19 protein-coding genes and 1 pseudogene are annotated in these 26,992 nt (G+C 66.4%); 12 read left to right on the plus strand and 8 right to left on the minus strand.

The genetic code is table 11. The features are described from left to right. Positions 1–228: 228 nt before the first annotated feature. Positions 229–1,896, plus strand: a complete 1,668-nt coding sequence (locus ACFQ2D_RS02580) for a hypothetical protein (protein ID WP_280942034.1) — start codon at positions 229–231, stop codon at positions 1,894–1,896. 508 nt (positions 1,897–2,404) lie between these two features. Here the strand turns inward: ACFQ2D_RS02580 and ACFQ2D_RS02585 are convergent. The 6 genes from ACFQ2D_RS02585 to ACFQ2D_RS02610 form a co-directional block, all read right to left on the minus strand. Then, positions 2,405–2,815 (minus strand): hypothetical protein, encoded by a 411-nt coding sequence (locus tag ACFQ2D_RS02585; protein ID WP_280942035.1) that lies wholly within the window; start codon positions 2,813–2,815, stop codon positions 2,405–2,407. A gap of 177 nt (positions 2,816–2,992) precedes the next feature. After that, positions 2,993–3,703: a hypothetical protein gene (locus ACFQ2D_RS02590; RefSeq protein ID WP_280942036.1), complete on the minus strand. Its 711-nt coding sequence runs from the start codon at positions 3,701–3,703 to the stop codon at positions 2,993–2,995. A 2-nt stretch (positions 3,704–3,705) separates the two neighbouring features. Beyond that, positions 3,706–4,080 (minus strand): hypothetical protein, encoded by a 375-nt coding sequence (locus ACFQ2D_RS02595; protein WP_280942037.1) that lies wholly within the window; start codon positions 4,078–4,080, stop codon positions 3,706–3,708. A 101-nt stretch (positions 4,081–4,181) separates the two neighbouring features. Beyond that, a complete protein-coding gene (locus tag ACFQ2D_RS02600) occupies positions 4,182–5,054 on the minus strand; it encodes a ParA family protein (RefSeq protein ID WP_280942038.1) in 873 nt (290 codons plus the stop codon). A 15-nt stretch (positions 5,055–5,069) separates the two neighbouring features. Then, entirely contained in the window at positions 5,070–8,771 is a 3,702-nt protein-coding gene (locus tag ACFQ2D_RS02605) for a methylmalonyl-CoA mutase family protein (RefSeq protein WP_280942039.1), read from the minus strand. Between the two features lie 128 nt (positions 8,772–8,899). Continuing rightward, entirely contained in the window at positions 8,900–9,625 is a 726-nt protein-coding gene (locus ACFQ2D_RS02610; RefSeq protein ID WP_280942040.1) for an outer membrane beta-barrel protein, read from the minus strand. A 288-nt stretch (positions 9,626–9,913) separates the two neighbouring features. Here ACFQ2D_RS02610 and ACFQ2D_RS02615 point away from each other — a divergent pair, with 288 nt between their 5' ends. From ACFQ2D_RS02615 to ACFQ2D_RS02625, 3 genes are all read left to right on the plus strand, one after another. After that, positions 9,914–11,470: a phospholipase D family protein gene (locus tag ACFQ2D_RS02615; RefSeq protein WP_280942041.1), complete on the plus strand. Its 1,557-nt coding sequence runs from the start codon at positions 9,914–9,916 to the stop codon at positions 11,468–11,470. A gap of 214 nt (positions 11,471–11,684) precedes the next feature. After that, positions 11,685–12,785: a Glu/Leu/Phe/Val dehydrogenase dimerization domain-containing protein gene (locus ACFQ2D_RS02620; RefSeq protein WP_280942042.1), complete on the plus strand. Its 1,101-nt coding sequence runs from the start codon at positions 11,685–11,687 to the stop codon at positions 12,783–12,785. 918 nt (positions 12,786–13,703) lie between these two features. Then, a complete protein-coding gene (locus ACFQ2D_RS02625) occupies positions 13,704–14,861 on the plus strand; it encodes an isovaleryl-CoA dehydrogenase (RefSeq protein ID WP_280941037.1) in 1,158 nt (385 codons plus the stop codon). A 127-nt stretch (positions 14,862–14,988) separates the two neighbouring features. On the opposite strand, the gene ACFQ2D_RS02630 is transcribed toward ACFQ2D_RS02625, so the two are convergent. After that, entirely contained in the window at positions 14,989–17,808 is a 2,820-nt protein-coding gene (locus ACFQ2D_RS02630) for an autotransporter serine protease (RefSeq protein WP_280941036.1), read from the minus strand. Positions 17,809–17,958: 150 nt separating this feature from the next. On the opposite strand from ACFQ2D_RS02630, the gene ACFQ2D_RS02635 reads away from it, so the two are divergent. The 8 genes and pseudogenes from ACFQ2D_RS02635 to ACFQ2D_RS02670 all read left to right on the plus strand — a co-directional run. Continuing rightward, complete coding sequence (locus ACFQ2D_RS02635; protein ID WP_280941035.1) at positions 17,959–19,131, plus strand: thiolase family protein; 1,173 nt, start codon at positions 17,959–17,961, stop codon at positions 19,129–19,131. Positions 19,132–19,263: 132 nt separating this feature from the next. Further along, positions 19,264–19,599, plus strand: coding sequence for a hypothetical protein (locus ACFQ2D_RS02640; RefSeq protein ID WP_386795516.1), 336 nt, complete (start codon positions 19,264–19,266; stop codon positions 19,597–19,599). Positions 19,600–19,744: 145 nt separating this feature from the next. After that, complete coding sequence (locus ACFQ2D_RS02645) at positions 19,745–20,083, plus strand: hypothetical protein (protein ID WP_280941033.1); 339 nt, start codon at positions 19,745–19,747, stop codon at positions 20,081–20,083. 127 nt (positions 20,084–20,210) lie between these two features. After that, positions 20,211–21,818: a carboxyl transferase domain-containing protein gene (locus ACFQ2D_RS02650; RefSeq protein ID WP_280941032.1), complete on the plus strand. Its 1,608-nt coding sequence runs from the start codon at positions 20,211–20,213 to the stop codon at positions 21,816–21,818. A gap of 502 nt (positions 21,819–22,320) precedes the next feature. After that, positions 22,321–23,532, plus strand: a complete 1,212-nt coding sequence (locus ACFQ2D_RS02655) for a glycosyl hydrolase family 8 (protein ID WP_280941031.1) — start codon at positions 22,321–22,323, stop codon at positions 23,530–23,532. A 163-nt stretch (positions 23,533–23,695) separates the two neighbouring features. Continuing rightward, a complete protein-coding gene (locus tag ACFQ2D_RS02660; protein WP_386795517.1) occupies positions 23,696–24,271 on the plus strand; it encodes a bactofilin family protein in 576 nt (191 codons plus the stop codon). 4 nt (positions 24,272–24,275) lie between these two features. Continuing rightward, positions 24,276–24,665 (plus strand): hypothetical protein, encoded by a 390-nt coding sequence (locus ACFQ2D_RS02665; RefSeq protein ID WP_280941030.1) that lies wholly within the window; start codon positions 24,276–24,278, stop codon positions 24,663–24,665. Between the two features lie 69 nt (positions 24,666–24,734). Further along, positions 24,735–25,007, plus strand: a pseudogene (locus ACFQ2D_RS02670) (M24 family metallopeptidase); the annotation flags it as partial. Between the two features lie 18 nt (positions 25,008–25,025). Here ACFQ2D_RS02670 and ACFQ2D_RS02675 read toward each other — a convergent pair. After that, positions 25,026–26,954 carry an FTR1 family protein gene (locus ACFQ2D_RS02675; RefSeq protein ID WP_280941029.1) on the minus strand — a complete coding sequence of 643 codons (1,929 nt, stop codon included), beginning with the start codon at positions 26,952–26,954 and terminating at the stop codon, positions 25,026–25,028. Positions 26,955–26,992: the final 38 nt, after the last annotated feature.

Raw genomic sequence — 26,992 nt, forward strand, 5'->3', positions numbered from 1 at the left:
CGCGGCAGGTGCACGGGTCTCTAGAAAAACCCGAATGCGGCATCGGGCCAAGAAGCAACCATTACGTGTCCGCAAATCCCGGGATTCAGCGTTGCCAGATTTGCATGACAGTCCGAGCACTATTGCAGCCGCTTACCTGCTCAAGCGAAGATGCCAGCATTATGGCTCAGATCGACCATGTAAACGAGGTAATCCAAGATGGAGCAACTATGACCCGGGAGTAGAGCAATGGCATTCCCATACAAATCGCTTCAAGACGCCGGCGTTGATGTAGCGGCTGCAGTTCATGAGAACTTCCTAAATAACTTCTCAAAAGGACACTTCAAATCTGTTCCCAATCTGTACAAAGGCGGCGTAGATTTCAATGAGTTTGAGTCTCGCGTCACTGTCGGATACAAAATTCAGGAGGCTTTGACCTTCAACCTGAAGCAAATCCCACAGTCAAAAATAAAGAATGTCCTCTTATCACACTACAAGGACGCCAAAAAAAGCACGAATGCCGAAACATATCTGGACGCCTTTGCCCCACCAAACGTGGAACTGACAGGGAAGAAGGTGGAAGTTACGATTACAGTGTTCAAGGGGCACACCAACGACGTCGACTTCTCGATTGGTTTCAACTGGTCCATTGACGCCAGATGCCTCATTTACTTCAAGGAATACTCGTCCGAGAAGAAGGCAATACGCCTGGAAGCGATCCGGGTAGCGTTCTCTAAGTCAGAACCAGAACTATTGAAGGAGATAGTAGGCAAACTGAAACGGGTATTGCCACAACCAGTCGAGTCAACTGGGAAAACGTCTACAGTTTCAGCTAGCACACATAATCACAAAAAAGATAAGAAAGGGACTGCTTCCGCGATTTCAAGCAATGACGAGTGGTGCACGAAGCTCGAAAAGCTCTTTCTCTTTCTTGTAAACCAAGTGCTTGCCATTCAGTTTACGAACTTCGTCAACGAATGGGAGCTGCCGCGTGCAATTGAGATCTCTGATGGCGCATCAATCTCACCGTCGCTTCTTTCAGTCGATGATAACTATCTGATCGTCGGCGCCCAGGTCAACTACATCCCCAGCCAGGCGGTTACCGAGATACATACCGCTGTGGCTAGCCTCCTTGATGAGTTCAATGACCAGTATCGTCAGGAATTTTCGGGAATGACAGACGATGACTTCTATGGATGGAAGCCCGAAAAGTCACAATCACTAAACTGGCTAAAGAGCCGTGAAGTAGAAGCGCAGAAGAAGGCCGCAGGTTCTGGCCAGAAGCTTGCAAAAAAAGCGTTCGACAAGAACTTGCTCCTACTTGCAAATGACCGATTGTTCGATGCAGTAGCAAAGAGCGAACTTAAGGCCTCTGGCTCGAGCAGCTACGGAAAGAAACTAGATCACTTGGTGAAGGCAGAAGCAGGGTGGTGGTACACCGTTGGCCCTGCGTCCGCCAGCGTTATAAAGGGCGGAATTCAAGTCGAAGCCGCAGCTGAAGTCGGGGGTTACGTTCGCGGATGCGTGCCTGACTTGGACCCCAAGAACTGGGGCGACTGGCGATGTGAGGGCATCTGCATCAAGCTAGGCTTGAAAGATTTCGGCATTCAAGCACGTCCATCTTTCGACAATGACGGCGTATATTTTCGATTCTCTCTGAAGTCTGGCTCCGCAATCACATTCGGGTTCTGTGACGCTCCTGGATGGTTAAATGACCTCCTAGGCTGGATATCTGCCCTCTTCACCCGCGCATTGCTTAGCGTCATTTCCACCCTGGTCTCACTCTTCAAGTTTAAGATTGTTGACTATCCAGAACACTTCCCCGGAACGGGCTTGGAATGGAAGCCACGCCTCAATCAGAAGCCCGAAAATCAGCTCACATTTTTGGAATTCTCTGGCGATCCATCCTTTACTTGAATTGAGTTGCTTCACTATCCGGGGTGCTATCAATCACACCCCGGATAGCTCCAGCTAGTGCTAGATGACGAGCGGCCATCCGATCAACAACCACATGCACCTGCTGGTAGCGCCGATGGCCGCAGGCGGTGTTGGGCGCATGATGGTGGCGTTGAGACGCGGCTACGTGCAGTACATCGACGACCGCAACTGCCGCACCGGCGCCTTGCGGGAAGGCCGCCGAGCCGAATCAGGGTGCCGGCCAAGAAAGACCCGTGAACGGGACTTTGGGTGCACTGCGATGCCGGGAGCGGGCCCGACGTCCCCCCGCTTTCAGTAGCGGTCTGATCTGGAGTCCGGGTTTACTGTAGCCGACTCGGCCAGCTGTTTGGCATAGGCCGCTGGCGTCAGGCCGAAGCCAAGACCAGGCGCTTCGCCTCCGCCCGCCCTGCCCATCGTCCACGCCGCAGGGCAGAAGAAGCATCGGATTAACTACACCTGGCCCCGTTCTTAGCCCCGTTCTTTCCTATCACCTAGCTTTAAGCTCGTGCTGCTCTTGCACGCTCTTACCAACTGCTGTTGCGGCCCATATCTCACCATTTGAACCGGCCGCTTTCTTGGCCAGACCGCGAGACATGAGAGAGGACAGCGTTGATTCGATTTCGCGCAGGGGGCGCGAGACTTCCCCAGCCACTGTCTTCGCATAGCGCCAGGTGTAGCCCGGCTTTTGTAAAGAATTCAGAACTCGACTTTCAATGTCGGTGATCGCATCGGCTCTTCGAGCCTCTTCCCTCTGCTCGGAGCTTGGTTCCGTTTGGTTCTCGATGATCGCCTCGACCATCTTCATCTCGGCCTCAAAGCCTGCGCCTTTGAACCTTGAAAGCTTGTCAATGTTGGAGAAGGCTAGACCGAGGGCTCCCGCTATGATCGCCAGGCTCATCTCAGCGGGCTTCCCGAGGAAACCAAGCGCGCTACTAACGAGAAGTAGCACTGCGAAGGAAACCGCTAGGCCTATGGTCTTGATGAGAACCCTCCTAGGGCATAGCTAGTGTTCAAACGACGATAAGTGAACCCGGCCCCATTCTGCAGTCACCCCCTGTCCTGGCCGGCATGTAAATCAAGCCATGTCGAGCTTCAAAGTGGATTTCGCATGCCCCGGCATTCCAGAGATAAGCTCTTTCTTTGCACCACTGTCAATAAAGGCCCAAATCTCTTGGGCAAGGACACAGAGAAAGAGATCTGAAACAATCTTCACTGCTGTTTCAAAATGAGTTACAACTATCTCAAGTAGAGATTCGTTATGCTTAACGTCTTTCAACCCCGAACCCGAAACTGGGGCCCAAAGGCCTGGCAGCTGACCATGCACGACCGCAGAGGTCACGCTATACCAACTCTCTAAGCGATCACCAAAATTCAGCGAGGACTGACGAGACTTATAGTCGGGAACATGTGCCTTGAAGAACTCTACGATATCGCTCTTCGTAACATAGTACTTTTCATCCAGAATTAGAGAACGCAACTCTGCTGGATGCACACGAAAATAAGTGTAGTAGAGCGCACACTCAAGCAATGAACGCATTGAGGATGCTGCTGGCTTGTACAATCCCAATGCCATGCAGGAAGCCACATCATGACCTCCGCGCTGCATCTCCCTTAAGAATGGCATAGCCGGATTATTCTTTTCTATATTCTCGATCTGAGACGCCCACAGCGCGAGAACCATATTACATCTCTCTATTCGTCCGGCGATTGCATCATCTAAGCAGAGATGCTCAACATTTCCCGTCCAGTCGACCGATCGAAGAGCGGCTTTCAGATGGTCGCCCACGATTAGCCTCGCGATCTTGTCGAAATACCACCAAGGTAGGGATCTTCACCCACTTCCATTCCAAGCTCTCTCAGCAAATTTTGAGCTTGCTTAGTAGAGGCCTTCGCAAAGAACACCTGCAGAAGAGCTCTCGCGGGCATATCTTCAGACAGCTTTCCAACACTCCGCGCTGAGACGGCATTAAGGAGCGAAATCAGCGCCCGTTTCGGCATGCGCCTGCGCTGAACTACGCTGTAGGCAAGACTCACCAACTCCTCGTCTCCTGAACTCTCCGCTGGCTCCAGCTCTTCCTGCCAGTCAATAGAAAACTGAGGATCGATAGACTTGGAGAGCTCATAGATATTTCTACCTAATCGATAAGAGAACGAGCTGTCCAACAACATCTCCGACAGCTGTCTGAGGTCGGATGTCGTCAATTTGGATCCCAGCAACGCAGACAGGACCTCTCGATATATTCTCTGTTGTTGGCGCTTATCCATCACCAGACCCCAATCTTTTCGCCAACCTCATATGAAACAACTTGCATGTTCCTTTTTGCCTGCTGGCTATATGGTTTTGAGCTCAACCATACAAAACCCTTGCCTTCTTGCGGCTCCGAGAAAGCCGAGTAGTTCTTTAAAGTGTTGGTTAAGCAATACTGCTTGTATTTAGCATTGGAGCGAATCTCCAATTCCTCGGGTGTCGGCCCAGTGCGCGGAACCCGATTGAAAAGTATATGAGGCTTTGGCCCATTCGAACCGTGCTTCTTGGCATTGATGAAATCCAGCATTAACCCAATGCCGCGAACTGCGTACTTTTGAGGAACAACCGGAATCAGAACGTGATCCGAATTTCCTAGCGCAGTCTTTGTCATAAGTGACCCAGCCGGATGGCAATCTATCACGACCAAATCATACTGGCTTTTACAATCGGCAATAAAGGCGGAAAACCGTTCCTCAATGACGCCTACCTGGCTATCGGCCTTACCCAGCGCTAGATACATCAGATCGAGCGTTGAGGGTATTACGTCCAGCCTAGCTCCTAAGGCAGTCTTCCATATGTTTCTTGCCAGAGAAGAGACGGGTGGCGGGTTAGTTGAGCCGGGAACCTGTATTTTGTACGGATCCAGCTTCTTCGGATCATCCTGAAGAACTGAAAGGATTGTCTTTTTTGATTTTTCAAGCGGAAAATAGTCTGCGGAAGCAAGATACGATTGAGAAAGATTGAATTGCGGGTCGTAGTCAATCAATAGCACTTTTCGAACATCTTTATCTTTCCATTTATAAAGACCTAAAGCCCCTCCCACATGCATGGCAACCGTGGTCTTACCTACGCCGCCCTTCATATTCATTACGGTCAGCACCACCCCCATAACGACCTCCGTTAATCACATATTCCGCCGATACTCCCCCCCCACCTCATACAAGGCATGACTGATCTGCCCCAATGAGTGCGTCTTCACCGCTTCGACCAGCGCTTCGAACACGTTCCCCCGCCGCCGCGCCGTGTCCTGAAGATACGCCAGCCCGTGCCCGTCGTGCACTTCGCCGGCAACGGTTTCATCCTCAACCACATGCGCGTGCGCCGTTTCCCCTTCCGGCGCCAGGCGGTTGCGTGAGGCCTGCCAGCTTCTAACGTTAGAAATCTGCTGCCCCTTCTCCCCTTCAGTCGACCGGATCAGCTCGATCTCCGTCGTCACCTCGCCCGCATGCTCCTTGGGCAGGAAGGTGTTCACCCCCACCAACGGCAAGCTGCCGTCGTGCTTCCTGTGCTCGTAGTACAGCGACTCTTCCTGGATCTTGCCGCGCTGGTACATGGTGTCCATGGCGCCCAGCACGCCGCCGCGTTCGCTGATGGCCTCGAACTCCTTGTAGACGGCCTCTTCCACCAGGTCGGTGAGGTAGTCCACCGCGAAGCTGCCCTGCCAGGGGTTCTCGATGAAGTTGAGCCCCAGCTCCTTGTTGATGATCATCTGGATGGCCACGGCGCGGCGCACGCTTTCTTCGGTGGGCGTGGTGATGGCCTCGTCGTAGGCGTTGGTGTGCAGGCTGTTGCAGTTGTCGAACAGAGCGTACAGCGCCTGCAGCGTGGTGCGGATGTCGTTGAACTGGATCTCCTGCGCGTGCAGGGAGCGGCCGCTGGTCTGGATGTGGTACTTCATCATCTGGCTGCGCTCATTGGCGCCGTAGCGCTCGCGCATGGCGCGCGCCCAGATGCGGCGGGCGACGCGGCCGATGACGGTGTACTCCGGGTCCATGCCGTTGGAGAAGAAGAACGACAGGTTGGGCGCGAAGTCGTCGATCTTCATGCCGCGCGCCAGGTAGTACTCGACGATGGTGAAGCCGTTGCTCAGGGTGAAGGCGAGCTGGCTGATCGGGTTCGCCCCGGCCTCGGCGATGTGGTAGCCGGAGATCGACACCGAATAGAAGTTGCGCACCCCGTTGTCGACGAAGTACTGCTGGATGTCGCCCATCATGCGCAGGGCGAACTCGGTGCTGAAGATGCAGGTGTTCTGGGCCTGGTCCTCTTTCAGGATGTCGGCCTGCACGGTGCCGCGCACGGTGGAGAGGGTTTCGGCCTTGATGCGGGCGTAGGTCTCGGCGTCGACCAGCTGGTCGCCGGTCATGCCGAGCAGGGCCAGGCCGAGGCCGTCGTTGCCGGGCGGGAGTTCACCGTGGTAGCGCGGGCGTTCGCGGCCTTCGAAGAAGGCGTCGATCCTGCGCTGCGCGTCGGCCCAGCGGTCGGGATCGGCCTTGAGGTACTTCTCCACCTGCTGGTCGATGGCGCAGTTCATGAACATCGCCAGGATCATCGGCGCCGGGCCGTTGATGGTCATCGACACGCTGGTGGTCGGCGCGCACAGGTCGAAGCCCGAATAGAGCTTCTTCATGTCGTCCAGCGTGGGGATGTTGACGCCGGAGTTGCCGATCTTGCCGTAGATGTCCGGGCGCGGCGCCGGGTCCTCACCGTAGAGGGTGACGCTGTCGAAGGCGGTGGACAGGCGCGCGGCCGGCTGGCCGACGCTCAGGTAATGGAAGCGGCGGTTGGTGCGCTCGGGCGTGCCCTCGCCGGCGAACATGCGGATGGGGTCTTCGCCGCTGCGGCGGTAGGGGTAGACGCCGCCGGTGTAGGGGTAGCTGCCGGGCAGGTTCTCCTTGCCCAGGAAGGTGAGCAGCTCGCCCCAGCTCTTGTAGGTGGGAGCGGCGATCTTGGGGATCTTCTGGTGGCTGAGGGATTCGCGGTAGTTCTCGACGCGGATGGTCTTGCCGCGGACCTGGTATTCGTTGACCTCGTCGGTGATGGACTTCAGGCGCTGCGGCCATTCGCGCAGGTTGCGCAGGTGGTCGCTGGAGAGGGACTGGACGGCGTCGTTGTAGCGTTGGCGCAGGGTCAACAGGGAGCGGTCGGCGGCGAACGCCTGGCCCCCATCCCCCGCTTCGCGGGGACTTCCCCCGCTTTGCGGGGGAAGGGACTGCTGCGGGTGCAGGTCGGCGCTGTCGTAGAGGTCGAGGGCCTTGGGGAGCTTGGGGTCCTCGAGCTCCTGCAGGGCCTGCCAGAAGGACTGGGCGCGGTCGGCGGCTTCGGCTTGGCGTTCGATGCTGGCGTTGATCGCCCTGCCCTGCTCGGCGATCTCGGCCAGGTAGCGCACGCGGCTGCCGGGGATCAGCACCGTGGCGCGGGGTTCCTTGAGGCTAGTGTCGATCTGCGGATTGAAATCGCAGCGGGGGGAAGAAATGGGGTCAGGTTCATTTTCCCCCTCGCCTCGCAACGACTGATCGAAATGGGTGGGAGAATGAACCTGACCCCATTTCCCCTTCTCGCGCAGCAGCCGGCACAGGTTGGCGAACATCCAGCTGATGCCGGGGTCGTTGAACTGGCTGGCGATGGTGGGATAGACGGGCACGTCCTCGTCGGCCACCTGGAAGGCGACGCGGTTGCGCTTCCACTGCTTGCGCACGTCGCGCAGGGCGTCTTCGGCGCCGCGGCGGTCGTACTTGTTGAGCACGATCAGCTCGGCGAAGTCGATCATGTCGATCTTCTCCAGCTGGCTGGCCGCGCCGTAGTCGCTGGTCATCACGTACATGGGGAAATCGACCAGGTCGACGATCTCCGAATCGCTCTGGCCGATGCCGGCGGTCTCCACGATCACCAGGTCGAAGCCCAAGCCCTTGAGGAAGCCGATGCAGTCCTGGAGCACGGCGTTCGTCGCCACGTTCTGGCGGCGGGTGGCCATCGAGCGCATGTAGACGCGGTGGGACCTCAACGAGTTCATGCGGATGCGGTCGCCCAGCAGCGCGCCGCCGCTGCGGCGCCGGGTGGGATCGACGCTGATCACCGCAATGCGCATCTGCGGGAAGCTGGCGAGGAAGCGGTTGAGCAGTTCGTCGGTGACGGAGGACTTGCCGGCGCCGCCGGTGCCTGTGATGCCGATCACTGGCGTGATCGGTGATGGGTGATTGGGGATTGGGGATTGGGAAGCGCGGGGGCTGGCCCAGCCCTTGCGCATCAGGGCGAGCTCGGATTCGGAGATGGCGCCATCCTCGATGGCGCTGAGCATCCGGCCGATGGCGATCTCGTCGCCAATCGCGGGCTTTGGCTCTTTCGAACCACCAGTCACCAATGCCGAATCACGGCTCCGCGCCGCGCGCGCCACCACGTCCTCGATCATCTCCACCAGGCCCAGCTTCATGCCGTCGTTGGGGTGGTAGATGCGTTCGACGCCGTAGGCCTCGAGTTCGCGGATCTCCTCCGGCGTGATCGTGCCGCCGCCGCCGCCAAAGACGCGGATGTGGCCGGCGCCGCGCTCGCGCAGCATGTCGACCATGTACTTGAAGTACTCGACGTGGCCGCCCTGGTAGCTCGACAGGGCGATGGCGTCGGCGTCTTCCTGCAGCGCGGCACGCACCACGTCCTCCACCGATCGGTTGTGGCCCAGGTGGATGACTTCGGCGCCCTGCGACTGGATCAGCCGGCGCATGATGTTGATCGCCGCGTCGTGGCCGTCGAACAGACTGGCGGCGGTGACGAAGCGCAGCGGCGTGGACGCCGGCGCGACGGTGGCGGTGGGGGAGCTGGCCGGTTGGTTCATGGATCGGGCACCGAGAATCTCGTGAACCCCGATTCTAGATGGTTGCAGCGGAAACCGGAGTTTTCCGCTGCCCCTTCGCGGTCAGCCTCCGCTACGCCGGGCCAGTCGCGGCCCGGCGAGCGCCGGGTTCAGAAGCGGAATTCGCCGCCGAACAGCAGGGTGTCGGCGCGGCTGACACTGTCCCAATACACGTCATTGAAATACACGTAGCTGGTGAAGGTCAGGCCGAGGCTGAAGTGCCGGCCGATGTCAGCGCCCAGACCCACACCGGCGTATCCGCCGTCGATGTCGGCGCGCTGGGCGCCATCGTTCACGCTGGCGTCCGCCGCCCAGTAGCCCGCACGCACCAGGGCGTAGACGGGGCTATGGCGGCCGAAGTTGAAGCGGCCGTTGAAGCCGACGCTGGCGAAATCGACCGGGTCGTAGCGCCAGCCGCCATGGGTCTCGGCCGACAGCTTGCCGGCGGCCACTTCCACGCCCAGCAGGGCCACCGGGCCGGCCTGCCAGCGATAGCCGGCGCTGAGCTGGCGCGCGGACTGGCTCACGCCCTCGTAAACCCAGCCCTTGCCGGCCGACACGCCGATGAAGGCACCGCCGCGGCCCTGCTCGTAATCCGGCGTCACGTAGTCGGGCGCGGCATAGGCCGGCGCCTGCGCCGGTGCGGCCTGCCAGGCCTGCGGCTGCGCCGTGGTGCCCTCGCCCTGCCCGGCGGCGGTGGGCTGCGGCACGCGCTTGGCCGGATCCTGCTCGCCCTGTTGCGGTTGCCACGGCTGCACGGGCTTGTTCTGCGCCTGCACGCCGCCGGCCAGGCACGCGCCCACGACGATGGCGGCGATCGCGCCGCGCGATTTCATTCGTTCCATGTTGTCCCCAGTTGTGGATATCCATCTGCGCCGGTTGGCGCGTGTCCCGCGGTGGTCGATATCGGCCGCGTGGACCGGATCTACACCATGCGCCGGCGGATGGTGCCGGCGGCCCCTTCGCGGGCCGCGGACATTGGGGGCGGCGCCAGCGGGCGTCAAGGCGACGCAATCGATGCGGGACACAGGCCACCGGCGCCGCGGGTCCGTTCAGGCTCGCCACCCGGCGGCGGCGCGGGCCGTCCTACAATGGCCGCGGACATCCACGGGGGATCCTGTCGAATGCTGTCGCGGGCCAGGCGCATCGCGGTGTGGGGCCTGTTCTCGCTGGCGCTGCTGGTGGGCAGCGGCGTGCTGCTGGCCGACCGCCTGATGCCGCCGGCCACGGGCCTGCCCGGGTTCGCGCTGCCGGTGAAGCCCGGGCAGACCGCGCTGGACCAGGAGCTGGAGCCGCTGCTGGCGCGGTATCCGGGCCAGACCGGGGCGATCCTGCTGCCCGACGGGCTGGACGCCTTCGCCGCGCGCGCGATGTCGGCGCGCCAGGCCGGGCGCAGCCTGGACCTGCAGTACTACATCTGGCACGACGACCTCACCGGCCACCTGCTGATGTACGAGGCCTGGAAGGCGGCCGAGCGCGGCGTGCGCGTGCGCATGCTGCTCGACGACATCAACACCTCGGGCAAGGACGCCGCGCTGCTGGCGCTGGATTCGCACCAGAACATCGAGATCCGGGTGTACAACCCGTTCCGCAACCGCGACGGCGTGGGGCGCGTGATCGAGATGCTGCAGCGCATGTTCTCGATCACCTACCGCATGCACAACAAGGCCTGGATCGCCGACAACCAGGTGGCGATCGTGGGCGGGCGCAACGTGGGCACCGAGTACTTCGACGCGCACAACCAGACCAACTTCCGCGACCTGGACGTGCTGCTGTTCGGCCCGGCGGTGCCGCAGGCCAGCGCGATCTTCGACACTTTCTGGAACAGCGACGCGGTGGTACCGATCGCCGAGCTCAACCGCAAGCCGCGGCGCAAGCTCGAATCGGTGCTGGCCGGCATCCAGGAAGAGGCCAACGGCCGCGTGGCGCGGCGCTACCTCGACCGCGTGGACCTCTCGCCCAACGTGCGCGCCTACATCGCCAAGGAGCTTACGCCGTACTGGACCGATCGCATCCGCGTGCTGTCCGACCCGCCGCTGAAGTGGAAGGACAACCAGCCCGGCGAGTACCTGGTCTCGGAGCTGTTCGAGGTGGTGCGCGGGACGCAGCGCAAGGCGCTGCTGATCTCGCCCTACTTCGTGCCCGGCGACGAGGGCGTGGCCGCACTGGCCGCGCTGGTGCGCGAGCGCGATGCGCACGTGGGGGTGGTGACGAACTCGCTGGCGGCCAACGACGTGGTGGCGGTGCACGGCGGCTACGCCAACTACCGCAAGGACCTGTTGCGCACCGGGGTGAAGCTGTACGAGATGCGGCCGCAGGCGAGTTCGGATTCGAGCCTGTTCGGCAGCAGCGGCGCCAGCCTGCATACCAAGGCGTTCGTGGTCGACGACCGGCACGGCTTCATCGGCTCGTTCAACATCGATCCGCGCTCGATTGACCTCAATACCGAGATGGGCGTGCTGTTCGAAGACGAGGCGCTGGCGCTGGCGCTGCGCAACGAGTACCTGCGCCTGGCGGGCGCCGAGCAGAGCTACTGGGTGTACCTGGACGACGGCGAACTGCGCTGGCTCGACCGCGCCGAGGACCCGCCGGTGGTGCTCGACCGCGAACCTGAATCCGGCTGGTGGCCGCGCACCCTTGCCCGCGTGGTCGGCTGGCTGCCGGTGGAATCGCAGCTTTAGCCGGTTTCGTACGGATTTCCGCACCTCCGCAGGCAGCGGACGGCCTTCACGGAGGGCACGGGCATTTCCCGGGAGAGGGGCGTAGAATGCCGCGCCAATCCAGCAGGACCAGCCCGCGCCGCGGGTTTTTTCACATCTAGCAAGCCCTTTTTTCTCGCCAACCTGATCAAGGGACACGCGCGCCCTGCGCGGCGTCCGCGACGGAGTGTTATCGATGATCTTCGAACAGCTTGGGACCTACGGCCATGAGCAGGTCGTGTTCTGCCACAACCCCGATGTCGGCCTGAAGGCGATCATCGCCATCCACAACACGGTGCTGGGGCCGGCGCTGGGCGGCACGCGGATGTGGCCCTACGCGAGCGAGCAGGAAGCGCTGAACGACGTGCTGCGCCTGTCGCGCGGCATGACCTACAAGAACGCGGTGGCCGGCCTGAACCTGGGCGGCGGCAAGGCGGTGATCATCGGCGACCCGTCGAAGGACAAGTCCGAGGCGCTGTTCCGCGCCTTCGGCCAGTTCGTGGACTCGCAGGGCGGCCGTTACATCACCGCCGAGGACGTGGGCATCGACGTCAGCGACATGGAGTACGTGTACCGCGAAACCCAGTTCGTCACCGGCGTGCACCAGGTGCATGGCGGTTCGGGCGATCCTTCGCCGTTCACCGCGTACGGCACCCTGCAGGGCCTGATGGCCACGCTGAACCGCAAGTTCGGCGACGAGGAAGTGGGCAAGTACAGCTACGCCGTGCAGGGCCTGGGCCACGTGGGCATGGAGTTCGCGAAGCTGCTCAAGGAGCGCGGCGCGAAGATCTTCGTCACCGACATCAACCAGGCGCGCGTGGACCAGGCGGTGAGCGAGCTGGGTGCCGAGGCCGTGGGCCTGGACGAGATCTACGACGTGGACGTGGACGTGTACTCGCCCTGCGCCCTGGGTGGCACGGTCAACGAGAAGACGCTGCCGCGGCTGAAGGCCAAGGTGATCTGCGGCGCGGCCAACAACCAGCTGGCGACCAACGCCATCGGCGACGAAGTCACGCGCCGCGGCATCCTGTATGCGCCGGACTACGCGGTGAACGCCGGCGGCGTGATGAACATCTCGCTGGAGATCGACGGCTACAACCGCGAGCGCGCCATGCGGATGATGCGCACGATCTACCACAACCTCGGCCGCATCTTCGAGATCGCCGACCGCGACAACATCCCGACCTACCAGGCCGCAGACCGCCTGGCCGAGGAGCGCATCGAGACCATCGGCAAGCTCAAGCTGCCGATGGGCCGCGGCACCCCCCGATTCCAGGGACGCGTGCGCGGGAGCTGATCCGGCACATCGTCGCCCTGCCCACTCGGGGCGACCTCCCCGTCGCCGCCTGAAGCACCTGCTCCTTCCCCCGCTTGCGGGGGAAGGTCGGGATAGGGGCGCGCGCCGAAGGCGCGCGTTTGAGTAGCAAGCGACCTCCCCGCCCCACCCCAACCCTCCCCCGCAGGCGGGGGAGGGAGTAGAGCGTGGCGCAGGCGCTTGCCGGGTGCTTCACGGCCGCAACGCACTTCTCCTTCCCCCGCTCGCGGGGGAAGGCCGGGATGGGGGCGCGCGCCGCAGGCGCGCGTTTGAGCAGCGAGCGACCTGCCGGCCGAAGGCGCACGTTGAAGGACTCGGCGACCTGCAGGCCCCCACCCCAACCCTCCCCCGCAAGCGGGGGAGGGAGTGGAGCGCGGCGCGGGAGCTTGCTGGGTGCTTCACGGCCGCAACGTACTTCTCCTTCCCCCGCTCGCGGGGGAAGGCCGGGATGGAGGCGCGCGCCGAAGGCGCGCGTTTGAGTAGCAAGCGACCTGCCGGCCGAAGGCGCACGTTGAAGGACTCGGCGACCTGAAGGCCCCCACCCGACCCTGCCCCGCAAGCGGGGGAGGGAGTGGAGCGCGGCGCGGGAGCATGCCGGGTACTTCAGGGCCGCAACGTACTTCTCCTTCCCCCGCTGGCGGGGGAAGGCCGGGATGGGGGCGCGCGCCGAAGGCGCGCGTTTGAGCAGCGAGCGACCTGCCGGCCGAAGGCGCACGTTGAAGGACTCGGCGACCTGCAGGCCCCCACCCCACCCCTCCCCCGCAGGCGGGGGAGGGAGCAAGGCGTACGTGGGGGGATGGGCGCAGTCCGGGTACGGCAGACCGGCGCAGCGCGGGCAATGGGACCGCATCGATACTCGAGCCGATGTAGCATGTGAAACCAATTCACAGGGAGCACGGCATGCGGACCTTCCCCCTCGGCGAGGACATCGACTCACTGCGCGAGGCCGTGCGCCGGTTTGCCGAGGCCGAGATCGCGCCGCGGGCAGCGAAGATCGACGAGGACAACGCCTTCCCGCAGGACCTGTGGCCCAAGCTGGGTGAGCTCGGCCTGCTGGGCATGACGGTCCCGGGAGAATTCGGCGGCAGCGAGATGGGCTACCTCGCCCACCTGGTGGCGATGGAGGAGATCTCCCGCGCCTCGGGCTCGGTCGGCCTGAGCTATGGCGCGCACTCCAACCTCTGCGTGTCCAACCTCTACGCCAACGGCAGCCAGGCGCAGCGCGAGAAGTACCTGCCCAGGCTCTGCAGTGGCGAATGGAAGGGCGCCCTGGCGATGAGCGAGCCGGGCGCCGGCTCCGACGTGGTCGGCTCGATGAGCTGTCGCGCCGAACTCAAGGGCGATACCTGGATCGCCAACGGCAACAAGATGTGGATCACCAACGGCCCCGAGGCCGACGTGCTGGTGGTCTACATGCGCACCGCCAGCCGCGAGCTGGGCAGCAAGTGCATGACCGCCTTCATCGTCGAGAAGGGCATGAAGGGATTCTCCACCGCGCAGAAGCTCGACAAGCTCGGCATGCGTGGATCCAACACCTGCGAGCTGGTGTTCGAGAACTGCGAGATCCCCAACGGGAACGTGCTTGGCGAGGTCAACAACGGCGTCAAGGTGCTGATGAGCGGCCTCAACACAGAGCGCCTGGTGCTCACCGGCGGGCCGCTGGGCCTGATGCAGGCCGCGCTCGACATCGCCCTGCCCTACGTGCGCGAACGCCGCCAGTTCGGCCAGGCCATCGGCGCGTTCGGCATCATGCAGGCCAAGATCGCCGACATGTACACGTCGCTGCAGTCCTCGCGCGCCTTCGCCTACCAGGTGGCGCGCGACTACGACGCCGGCCACCGCTCGCGCATCGATGCGGCCAGCTGCCTGCTGCACGCGTCCGAGGCGGCAGTGCAGGTGGCGCTGGAAGCGATCCAGACCCTGGGCGGCAACGGCTACATCAACGAATACGCCACCGGCCGCATCCTGCGCGACGCCAAGCTCTACGCCATCGGCGCCGGCACCAACGAAATCCGCCGCATGCTGATCGGCCGCGAACTCTTCGCCGGCAACCACTGACCCCCGCGCATTCGACTCCCTCCCCCGCTTGCGGGGGAGGGTTGGGGTGGGGGCGCGCCGGAGCCCGCAAACCCACGGCCACACCAAACCGCATGAGCGCAGAGTCGAACCGCGCGCCCCTCCCGCGTCAGAACCCCAACACGTACCTCAGCGATCCCACCCGCTCGCTCCCCCGCGGCCCGAAGCGCTGGTCCACGTCCAACATCAGCCGCGCATTGCGCCCCAGCCACGCCTCCAGGCCGAAGCCGACCAGCCCACCCGACTTCGCCGCATCCGCCAGCGGCAGCGGCGCCCAGGCATCGATCCCGGTAAAGCCCGCCTGCACGTCGAAGCCGTCGGCGCGCAGCGTCTGCTGCCACTCCGACCAGGCCGACAGGCGCAGGCCGTGCCAGTCGCGGCCTGCGCGCAGTCCGGCGATCGCCTGCGTGCGCGACAGGTCCGCCGCCTTCGCCTGCAGCGCGAAACCGCTGCCCCATTCGGCGAAGCCATCCTGGCGCATGCCGACGTGGCTGGCACCGAGGTAGGACGTGAGCTGCCAGTCGCCCAGCCGCTGGTGGCGCCCCGCCTCGACGTCGAAGCTCGTGTACCCCCCCGAATACGCAGCAAACACCCCGGCCCGCGCCGCGTCGCCGGCGAACAGCCGACGCTCGATGCCGCGGTCGAAGCGGCCGGTGGACAGGCTGGCGGCGGCGTAGCCCGCGTGCGACATGCGCCCGAGGTACACGCCCGCATGCGTCTGCCGGTCGCGGCTGCGGTCGCGGTTGCCGCCCAGCCAGTCGTGGCTGCGCATCTCGCCGAACGAGAAGCCCGACACCAGTTGGCCGCTGCGCTGGTCCTGCCCCATGGCCCAGCCGTCGAGGCGATAGCCACCGCTGGCGATGCCGGTACTGCCGCCCTGCCCCAGCGCCTGGCGCCAGCTACCGGCCAGCGCCTCCCCGTCGTGCAGCTGGCCCAGGCGCGTGGACAGCGCCCGGCGGCCCATGTCGATGGCGTCGAAGCCCAGGCTGGTGGCCAGCGAGTGCGATTCGCCCGAGAGGCTGTCCAGCGCGGCGGCGGCGCTCGCCTCGTCCGACAGCGCCTGGAACGCGCCCGCCACCTGCAGCAGCGATGCTTCCGCGGCCGCCGGTTGCGCGTCGAGCAGGCCGAAGGCGCGCTCCAGGCGTTCGGCTGCCGCCAGTCCGGCCTTGGACACGCCGGCAAGCCGCCGCGCCGCCGAGGCCACGTCCAGCCGCTCGATCTCCAGGCTCACGATGGACTGGTCGTAGTCGTAGGCCAGCTCGGCGTCGAGGAACAGGCTCGACGCCTGCGTGAGCTGGTCGAACTCGCCGCTCAAGCCTTCGATCGCGGTCAGCACCGGCTCGCTGGCCCGGGTGACATAGCCGGGCGCGATCCCGGACACATGCAGCGTGCCGCCTTCGAGCGTGGCGGCACCTTCCACCAGCAGCGCAGTCCCGACCTGCACCGACAGCGTGCCGGTGCCGGTCTGCACATAGTCGCCGCCGGCGACCAGGCGGTTGTCCGCATCGATGGCCACCGTGCCGGCGTTGCGGATCGACTGGCCGATGGTGCCGGCGCCGGTCAGCGTGCCCTGCCGGCCGACCTGCACGTGCGAGCGGGTGAGCTGGCCGTCGACCTGCAGGACGCCGGCTTCGACGCGCGTATCGCCGCGATAGCCGATGGTGCCGGCGTGGCCGAGCACCAGGCGACCGCTGCCGCGCTTGACCAGGCCGCCATCGCCGTCGATGGCGTTGCCCCAGGTCGAGGTGACGGTGTCGAACCCGGCGACCACGTCGCCCCAGTCGAAGCGGCCCGGCCCCTGCACCGCCGCGGCGATGTCGACCGCGCCGTAGCCGAAAACCTCGTCGACGCCGGCCGCGCCCAGGTCGGTCGCCGTGCCCAGCAGGGTCTGGCGGACCAGGTCGTTGTCGAAGTACGGGAAGGCCTCCCACACCAGCGCCGCCGCGCCGGAGACGATGGGCGCGGCGAACGAGGTGCCCGTCCAGCGCGCATAGGTCGGCGCGCTCGGCGCGTCATTGGTGCCGGTCACCACCACCGTGCCCGGCGCGGCCAGGCAGTAGCGCATCGCCAGGCCGCAGGCGTTCGAGTAGTACGCCAGCTGCGTGGGATCGGCCGAGTCCAGGGCGGCGACGGTCAGCCAGCCACGCTCCAGGTCGGCCGCCGGCAGGCTGCCGCCGGTGCCGGGCTGGCTGGGCAGCGCCGCGGTGTCGGAGGGATCGTCGAAGCCGGAATTGCCGGCCGAGAACACCACCAGGCCGCCGTTGTCGCGGATGAAGGGCCGGTACTCGGCCGCGATCTCGGCGGTGGCCGCCGGGTTGGTCCAGTACAGGCCGCCCCAGGAATTGTTCATCACCCGCACGCCCTGGCGGATCAGGTCGGCGTGGATCGGCCCCAGGCCGAGCGCGCCATCGACCTCGTTGCCGCGGCCGCTGCCGTCGTCTTCCGGCGGCTTGTCGCTGATGATGCGGGCGGACACGATCTCCGCGCCCGGCGCGATGCCCCCCGGCCAGCGGCCGAAGGGCTTGCCGGCGGCGGTCTGCGCGACGGCCGTGCCGTGGCCGACCACGTCGTCGACCTGCAGGTTGTTGGTGCGCGGATCGATGTAGGTGAAGCTGGCCACGACGCGCCCGTCGCGCATCGCCGGATGGTTGCGGTTGACCCCGCTGTCGACGATGCCGATGCGGGTGCCCGCACCGGTGAGGCCGTGAGCATGCGCCTCGTCGGCCCCGGTCCAGGCCAGGTGCAGGCTGTAGGCGGGATCCGGATCCTGCACGGTCGGCGGTGCCGGCGGCGGCGCCGTGGGTGGTGGCGACACCGGTGGCGGGTCGGCGCGGGTGTTGCCGCCGCCACCGCCGCAGGCCGACAGCGCGCAGGCGGCGGTCACCGCAACCGCAAGCAGGGAGTGCTTCTTCCGGACCGACTGTTGCATCGCTTCGATTCCCGTCCTCGCGCGGCGACGCGCCCCGCGCCTCTATAGCGTCAATCGGGAGGCTGCGCCAGCGGACCTGCGTCCGTTTGCCGCTCCGCGGCGGCCGGGGCGATAATCCGGGCTTCCCCACGCGCGGTCCACGGAGTTTCCATGAGCGACGTCGTCATCGTCGGTGCCAAGCGCACCGCCATCGGTTCCATGCTCGGCCAGTTCACGGGCGTGCCCACGCCGACCCTCGGCGCCGCCGCCATCCGCGCCGCGGTCGAGCAGGCCGGCGTCAAGGGCGAGGAGGTCTCGGAAGTGATCATGGGCTGCGTGCTGCCCGCCAACCTCGGCCAGGCGCCGGCGCGCCAGGCCGCGCTCGCCGCGGGCCTGCCCAAGGGCACCGGCTGCACCACCATCAACAAGGTCTGCGGCTCGGGCATGAAGGCGGTGATGCTGGGCCACGACCTGATCAAGGCCGGTTCGGCCAGCGTGGTCGTCGCCGGCGGCATGGAGTCGATGACCAACGCGCCGCACATGGTCTCGGCGCGCCCGGGCCTGCGCTACGGCGAGGCGAAGCTGGTCGACCACATGGCCTGGGACGGGTTGACCAATCCCTACGACGGCCAGTCGATGGGCGTGTTCGCCGAGGCCACCGCCGACAAGTACGGCTTCAGCCGCGAAGAGCAGGACGCCTACACCATCGAGTCGGTCAGGCGCGCGCAGGCGGCGATCGCCTCGGGCGCGTTCAAGGACGAGATCGTTCCGGTCAAGGTCGCCGGGCGCAAGGGCGAGGTCGAGGTCGACACCGACGAGCAGCCGGGCAAGTCCGACGTCGCCAAGATCCCGACCCTGCGTGCCGCCTTCCGCAAGGACGGCACGGTGACCGCCGCCAGTTCCTCCAGCATCTCCGACGGTGCGGCGGCAACGGTGCTGACCAGCGCCGAACATGCCGCGAAACTCGGGCTGGAGCCGATTGCACGCATCGTCGGCCATGCCACCTTCTCGCAGGAGCCGGAGTGGTTCACCACCGCGCCGGTGAGCGCGATCCGCAACCTGCTCGACAAGGTCGGCTGGTCGGTGGAGGACGTGGACGTGTTCGAGGTCAACGAGGCGTTCTCGGTCGTGGCCATGGCGCCGATCCGCGAGCTCGGCATCCCGCACGACAAGCTCAACGTGCACGGCGGCGCGACCGCCCTGGGCCACCCGATCGGCGCCAGCGGCGCGCGCCTGCTGGTCACCCTGCTCTACGCGCTCAAGGCCCGCGGCGGCAAGCGCGGCGTGGCCTCGCTGTGCATCGGCGGGGGCGAAGCGACGGCCATCGCCGTCGAGCTGGCCTGATCGACGTGAACGCTTGACCCTGCGCTGGTGAAAATTCCCCTCCCACCCGCTTGACAGCGGTAACGGGCTTGTCATCATTGTTATGGCGCGCAACTTTGCGCGTTGCCAAACTTCAGACGAGGAAGAACGGATATGACCATCAACAAGGCCCTGCTTGCGCTGGCTCTGGGTTTCGCCCTGGCTGCCTGCAGCAACCAGCAGCAGGCTGAGAACGCCGCTGCCGACGCCGCCGACGCCGCTGCCGACGCCGCCACCGCCGCGACCGAGGCCGCCGGCACCGCGACCGCCGACGCCGCCCAGGCTGCTGCCGACGACGCCGCTGCCGCCGCCGACGCTGCTGCCGACGCCGCTGCCGACGCCGCCAACGCCACGACCTCCGAGGCCGCCGACGCCGCCGCCGACACGGCCGAGGCTGCGGAAGACGCTGCCAAGGACGCCGAGGACGCTGCTGAAGAAGCGACCCCGTAAGTCCGGCGCCGCAAGGCGATCGAAGAAAGCCGCCGGCTCCGTCCGGCGGCTTTTCTTTTTTTAACATTCTGTTCTGCACAATGACGCCGCGGCCAGGGGGACCCCGGGCCGGACGACCCTTTCCATTCCTACCCGGAGAATGCCCTTGAACATCAAGCTTCTTGCCATCGCCGCCGCCAGCGTGCTGGCCCTCGCCGCCTGCGAAAACACCGCCCAGGGCGCCAAGGAAGACGCGGCCGCCAACGCCGCCGCCGCCGAGCAGGCTGCCGCCGACGCCGCCGCCGCCACCGAGGCTGCCGCGGAGAACGTCGCCGCCGCGACCGAGGAAGCCGCAGCCGACGCCGCGGCCGCCACCGAGCAGGCCGCGGCCAACGCCGAAGCCGCCGCCGATGAAGCCGCAGCCGCCAGCCGCGAAGCCGCCGCCGACGCCGCTGGCGCGGTCAAGGACGCCGCCGCCGAGGCCGAAGAAGCCGCGCGCAACTGATCCTGGCGACAGGTTGTACCGGAAGGCCCGCCATGCGCGGGCCTTTCTTGTTTCGGGTCGCCAGCATCGGGGACGCGCGCCGGTCGCTCACGTATCCTCTGCCCTTTCGCCCGAAACCATCCGCACCATGCCGGCACTGACCTCGCAACTCGATCCGCGCTCGCAGGACTTCGTCGACAACGCCGCCTACCACCGGGCCCTGGTCGAGGAACTCGAACGCCGCCTGGCGCGCGCGGCCGACGGCGGCGGCGAGGCTGCGCGCAACCGGCACACCGAGCGCGGCAAGCTGCTGGCGCGCGACCGCATCACCGCCCTGCTCGACCCCGGCTCGCCGTTCCTGGAGATCGCGCCGTTGGCGGCCGAAGACATGTACGACGGCGCCGCGCCCGCGGCCGGCATGGTCTGCGGCATCGGCAGGGTGATGGGACAGGAGGTCGTGGTCGTGGCGAACGACGCCACGGTCAAGGGCGGCACCTATTTCCCGATGACGGTGAAGAAGCACCTGCGCGCGCAGGAAGTCGCGCGGGAGAACCGGCTGCCCTGCGTCTACCTCGTGGATTCGGGCGGTGCCTTCCTGCCGCTGCAGGACGAGGTGTTTCCCGACAGGGAACACTTCGGCCGGATCTTCTACAACCAGGCGCGGTTGTCGGCGGAGAACATCCCGCAGATCGCCGTGGTGATGGGCAGCTGCACCGCCGGCGGCGCCTATGTGCCGGCGATGTGCGACGAGAGCGTCATCGTCAAGGAACAGGGCACGATCTTCCTCGGCGGCCCGCCGCTGGTGAAGGCGGCCACCGGCGAGGTGGTGGATGCCGAAGCGCTGGGCGGCGCCGAGGTGCACACCTCGGTGTCCGGCGTGGCCGACCATTTCGCCGAGGACGACCGCCATGCGCTGGAGATCGCGCGTTCGATCGTCGGCCACCTCAACCGGCGCAAGGTCCTGCCGGTGGCGGTGCGCGACGCGCGCGAGCCGCTGTACGCGGCGGAGGAACTGTACGGGATCGTGCCGAAGGATACCCGCCGGCCCTTCGACATCCGCGAGGTGATCGCGCGCATCGTCGACGGCAGCGAGCTGGACGAGTTCAAGGCGCGCTACGGCAAGACCCTGGTGACCGGCTTCGCCCACCTGCACGGCTATCCGGTGGGCATCGTCGCCAACAACGGCATCCTGTTCGGCGAGAGCGCGCTCAAGGGCGCGCACTTCATCGAACTGTGCAACCAGCGCGGCATCCCGCTGGTGTTCCTGCAGAACATCACCGGCTTCATGGTCGGTCGCAAGTACGAGAACGCGGGCATCGCCAGGGACGGAGCAAAGATGGTCACGGCGGTGGCGTGTTCGTCCGTGCCGAAATTCACCGTGGTGATCGGCGGCAGCTTCGGCGCCGGCAACTACGCGATGTGCGGCCGCGCCTACGGTGCGCGCTTCCTGTGGATGTGGCCGAACGCGCGCATCAGCGTGATGGGCGGCGAGCAGGCGGCCAGCGTGCTGGCCACCGTGCGCCGCGACGGCATCGAGGCCAGGGGCGGCGACTGGAGCGCGGAGGACGAAGAGGCGTTCAAGGCGCCGATCCGGGCGCAGTACGAGCACCAGGGCAGCCCGTGGTACGCCACGGCGCGGCTGTGGGACGACGGCATCATCGATCCCGCGGATACGCGGCGGGTGCTGGGGCTCGGCATCTCCGCTTCCCTCAATGCGCCGATCGAGCCGGCGAAGTTCGGAGTGTTCCGGATGTAGGTGGGCGCGGGATCGCTGGTCTCGCGCCGGTGGCCCCCACCCCAACCCTCCCCCGCACGCGGGGAGGGGGCAGAGTTCGCGCCGACGCAGGGCCTTGGGATGCTCCCGCGGCACAGATGCTCCCTTCCCGCACGCACTTGGGCGCGGGAGGGAGGGTGGAGCAGAGCAACATGTGCCGACCTGCACATGCGACGCGTCCGCCGCCGCGCACAGGCCCCTGCCCACCTGGCGTTGGGACGCAGAACAGAACGCGCAGACGAAGCACCGCGATGCATCCGCCGCCGCGCAAGGGTCCCTCCCCTGCCTGCGGGGTCGGGGCGGGGGCCCGACCGCGACGACGCCATCTGCTACCTTGCCGGTCCCGCCGCCCGACGCCCGACGAATGCGCCTGACGTCCAATCGCGCCCTGACTGCGCGCGTGCTGTTTCCGCTCTGCCTGCTCTTGTCCGCCTGTGCGGGCCCGTCGACCCCGCAGGCCGATGGCGCTCCTCATGATGCATCCGTGCCGATCCCGGCCGGCGCCGTCGCCACCGGCCACTATCCCGATCTGTTCGCCGAGGCCGGCTACGCCCAGGCCGATATCGACGCGCGCATCGAGGCGGCCTGGCGGCAGCTGTTCCACGGCGACCCGGACCAGGAAGCCATCTATTACGACGCAGGCAGCAATGCCGATGGCCCGCTCGCCTACATCCTGGACGTGAACAGCGACGACGTGCGTTCCGAAGGCATGTCCTACGGAATGATGATCGCGGTGCAGCTCGACCGTAAGCGCGAGTTCGACGCGATCTGGAACTGGGCGAAGACCCATACCTGGCACGCCGATCCCGCGCACCCGGCCCACGGCTATTTCGCCTGGTCGGTGAAACGCGACGGCACGCCCATCGACGAAATGCCCGCGCCCGACGGCGAGGAGTACTTCATCACCGCGCTGTACTTCGCCTCGGCGCGCTGGGGCGATGGCGATGGCATCTACGACTACCGCGCCCAGGCCGACCGCCTGCTGCACGACGTCCTGCACCGCGGGTCGATCACCGGCCAGACCAACCGCGGCACGATGACCGCGGTCAACCTGTTCGACCGCGACGCGAAGATGGTCCGCTTCACCCCGGACGTGGTGAACGCCGCGCACACCGACGCCTCCTACCACCTGCCGGCCTTCTACGAGGTCTGGGCGCGGGTCGGCCCCGAGGCCGACCGCGCGTTCTGGCGCGAGGCGGCGCAGGTCAGCCGCGACTACTTCGCTGCCGCCGCCCACCCGGCTACCGGCCTCACCCCCGACTACGGCAACTTCGACGCCACGCCCTGGGCGGCGTCGTGGCGACCGGAGTCGGCCGATTTCCGCTACGACGCCTGGCGCAGCGCGATGAACTGGTCGATGGACTGGTCCTGGTGGCGGGTCGACCCGCGCCAGGTGGAACTGTCCGACCGCCTGCAGGCCTTCTTCGAGCGCCAGGGCCTGGATGCCTACCAAAGCCTGTACACGCTCGACGGCCAGCCGCTCGGCGGCGGACAGACCGCCGGGCTGGTGGCGATGAACGCAGTGGCCTCGCTGGCGGCCGGGCATCCGCGACGGCTCGACTTCGTTCGCGCACTCTGGGAACGGCCCGTACCCGCCGGCCAGTACCGCTATTACGACGGCGTGCTGCAGCTGATGGCCCTGCTGCATGTGTCGGGGCGCTACCGCGCCTGGCTGCCGGACGAGGCCGCACGCTGACGGCAGTGCTGCAACAAGATGCGGCAAGTGCCTGCCGGGGAACGGATTTGGTGAGCGGCGTCACAACGTGAAGGCCATGTCGACATGCTAGGCTCCAAGGCCCCTTCCGCCGTTCGGCGGCGCGCGCCGAACGGTCCCTGTCCAGCCCCGAGGAACCCGCGACATGGCCATTTTCAGCCCCCAGAACAACGCCACTGCCCGCAAGGACACCCCGTCCTTCGCGTCCGACACGCCGACGGCAGCGCAGCCGCCGCGTGAGGCTCCGGCGGTCGCGGATTTCACCCCGACCCAAGTCGCGCCGCCCCGCTCGCCCGCGCCGGCCCCGGCCGCAGCCGCCGAGCCCGCCGCCAAGGAGTCGCTGATCGCCGCCGACCTGACCATCGAGGGCAAGATCGAAGGCAGCGGCCACGTCCGTATCGCCGGCCGCTTCAAGGGCGACGTCAACGTGCAGGGCAACCTGCGCATCGAGAACGGCGCCAAGCTCAACGGCGGGGTCAAGGCCAAGCAGGTCGTGGTGGCCGGCGAACTCGACGGCAACATCGACTCGGCTTCCAGGGTCGAGCTGCTCGATTCGGCGGTGCTGACCGGCGACATCAAGGCCGGCACCCTCACCGTCGCCGCCGGCTCGCGCATCCGCGGCCATGTGGAGTGCGGCTGGGACAACAGCGACACCGCGTCGGCGCCGCGCAAGGGCAACGCCAAGGCCGAGAACGCGGAGACGCGCGAAACGGCCAGCTGAGCCCGTGGCCGCCCCGAAGCCGGGACTGGCAGGTGCCACGCGCACCTGCCCGCATTGCAAGACCACGATCCTCGAGAGCGCGAGCATCTGCCCCTCGTGCCGGCACTACCTGCGCTTCGATACGCCGCGCACCGGCCCCGGCGCGGTCCCGGCCAGCACCACCGCCCTGCAGGTCGAGGGCATGATCCGGCATCCGTCCGAGGGCGGCGCTTGGGAATATTCGGTGGTGCTGAGCGTGCGCGACGACGAGGGCAACGAGATCACCCGCCACGTCGTCGGGGTTGGAGCGATGTTTCCCGGCGACGAGCGCAGCTTCCAGCTGTCGGTGGAGGTTACGCCGACCAACGACATGCGCAGGCCGGCCAAGCCGGCCAAGCGCGGGATGCGGCACTGAGCAGGCGGCGCGCCTTGCGCCGCCTGCCGTTGCGTCAGGACGCCCCGCCCGCCTGATGCGGGCACGCCGGTCGCCCGTTCGTCGGCGGCCGCCCGCGCCAGCGTGCAGGCGTACGAGGCCGCGACGCGTGCCGCGCGGCCCGGGGTGCACGAGTACGTGCTGCAGGCCGAACTGGAGCGCGTGTTCCGCGCCGCCGATGCGGAGCCGGCGTATTCGAGCATCGGCGGCGCGGGAGCCAACGCCTGCGTGCTGCACTATCGCGACAACCGCGGCCAGGTGCGCGACGCGCCTGGCCGCCGCCGGCTGAGGCCGTTCGGCGGGAACCGGCGGCTCTTCGCCGCCGCCCCGCGCCGATGCGGATCAGGCCTGCGCCAGCTTCCGCGCCGACCGCCCCGCCAGTGCGAATCCGGCCACCACGATCGCCGCCACCAGCAGCTGCGCGGCCACGCCTTCCAGCGTCGGGTACAGGCCCAGCAGTTCGACGCGCGGCCAGCCGTCGAGCCAGCTCACCGGCAGGTAGCCCGCCTCCTGCAGCGCCGAGACCGCCTTGCCGATCAGCACCACCGCCAGCACGGCGATCAGCAGCGCGCTGTAGCGGAAGAACTGGCTGATCGGCAGCGTGCGGCTGTAGCGCATCATCGCCCAGCCGATCGCCACCAGCGCCAGCGCGGCGGTGGCGCCGCCGGCGACCACGCTGGCCTGGCTGCCCTGGTTCCAGATCGCGGCATAGAACAGGATGGTCTCGAACACCTCGCGGTAGACCACCACGAACACCAGGCCCAGCAGGAAAATTCCCGAAGAGCGTCCGAGCGCATGGCCCAGGCGCTCGCGCACGTAGCGCTGCCACGCGTCGGCCTGGCTCTTGCCGTGCATCCACACGCCGACCCAGACCAGCACGACGGCCGCCAGCAGCGAGCCGAAGCCCTCGGACAGTTCGCGGCTGGCGCCGCTGATGGTGATCACCCAGGTCGCCAGCGCCCAGGTCGCCAGGCCCGCCGCCAGCGCCGCCAGCCAGCCGCCGTGCACCCAGGGCAGCATCTCGGTGCGTTCGGCCTTGCGCAGCAGTGCGACGATCGCGATCACGATCAGCAGCGCCTCCAGGCCCTCGCGCAGCAGGATGGTGAACGCGGCCACGAAGCTGGCGGTGGCCGAGGTGCGGTCCTGGCCCAGCACCTGCTCGGCCTCGGCGAACAGGCCGTCGAGCCGGTCGACCTGGGCCTGCAGCGCGTCGGCGTCGGCATTGGCCGCCAGTCCGGAGCGCAGCTGGGCCATCGCCGTTTCGATGCGCACCATCAGCGGTTTGTCGCGCGCGGCGAGCAGCGGTTCGACCGGCTCGAAGCCGTCGAGGTAGGCCGACAGCGCGAGGTCGCGCGCGCGCTTGCCGTCGCCTTCGCGGTAGGCGGCCATGGCCTCGCGCAGGCGCCCGCGCGAGGTGGCCAGGGCCGATTCGAGCTGCTGCGCCCGGGTGGCCTCCGGATGGCGGCGCAGGTAGGCGACGATCGCCGCCGCGTCCTCGGCCGAACCCAGCTCCTTCGCCAGATCGGCCGGCGTCTGGCCGACATAGCGTTCGAGGTCGAAGCGCGCGCGCAGCGCGTCGTCGCCTTCCAGCAGGGACTTGCCGCGGGCGGACAGCGATTCGGGATAGGCGAGCGAACCGGTGTAGGTGGCCAGCGCCCAGAGGTCTTCGGCGGGCAGGCCGCGGTAGCTCACCATCGAGGTGCCTTCCAGGCCCTGCTCGATCACCTGGTAGAGCGCGAACACGCTGCGCTCGTCGGCGCGCTCGCGGTCGGTGAAATCGATCGGCGGCGGATCCAGTCCGGCCCCGGCCGGGCCATCGCCCGCGCCGCCGGCGCCGTGGCAGTTGGCGCACAGCTGCGCGTACAGCGACTCGCCGCGCGCATGCTGGGGCGGACCCGCCGGCAGCAGCGGAATCGGATGCGCCTGCACCAGCAAAGCCGCGAGGCCACGCGCCTGCGCGGCGATGCGATCGGGCGCGGCCTTGTCGGCGATCGCCTGCTGCAGGGCCTGCGCGTCGCGCTGCAGCTGCGCCGCCTGCGGCGTGTCCGGCAGGGCCGCGATGGCGCTGGCCGCAGTGGCCGAGAACTCCAGCATCTCGTCGTACTCGAGCTGGTTGACCACCTCGCCGTCGGCCACGGCTTCGCGGTAGTCCACCGCGATGTAGTCGAGCAGGCGCCAGGTGGTGGCGACCGAAGCGTCCGAAGCGAAGGCACAGGTGCAGATCAGGGCAACGCTGAACAGCAGCGTCGCCAGCAGGCGGCGTGGGAGCATGGATGGGGAATGAGAATGCGTCTCGTCCAGTTTAGCGC

This window comes from Luteimonas composti, from assembly GCF_042678665.1.
Lineage (GTDB): Bacteria > Pseudomonadota > Gammaproteobacteria > Xanthomonadales > Xanthomonadaceae > Luteimonas > Luteimonas composti.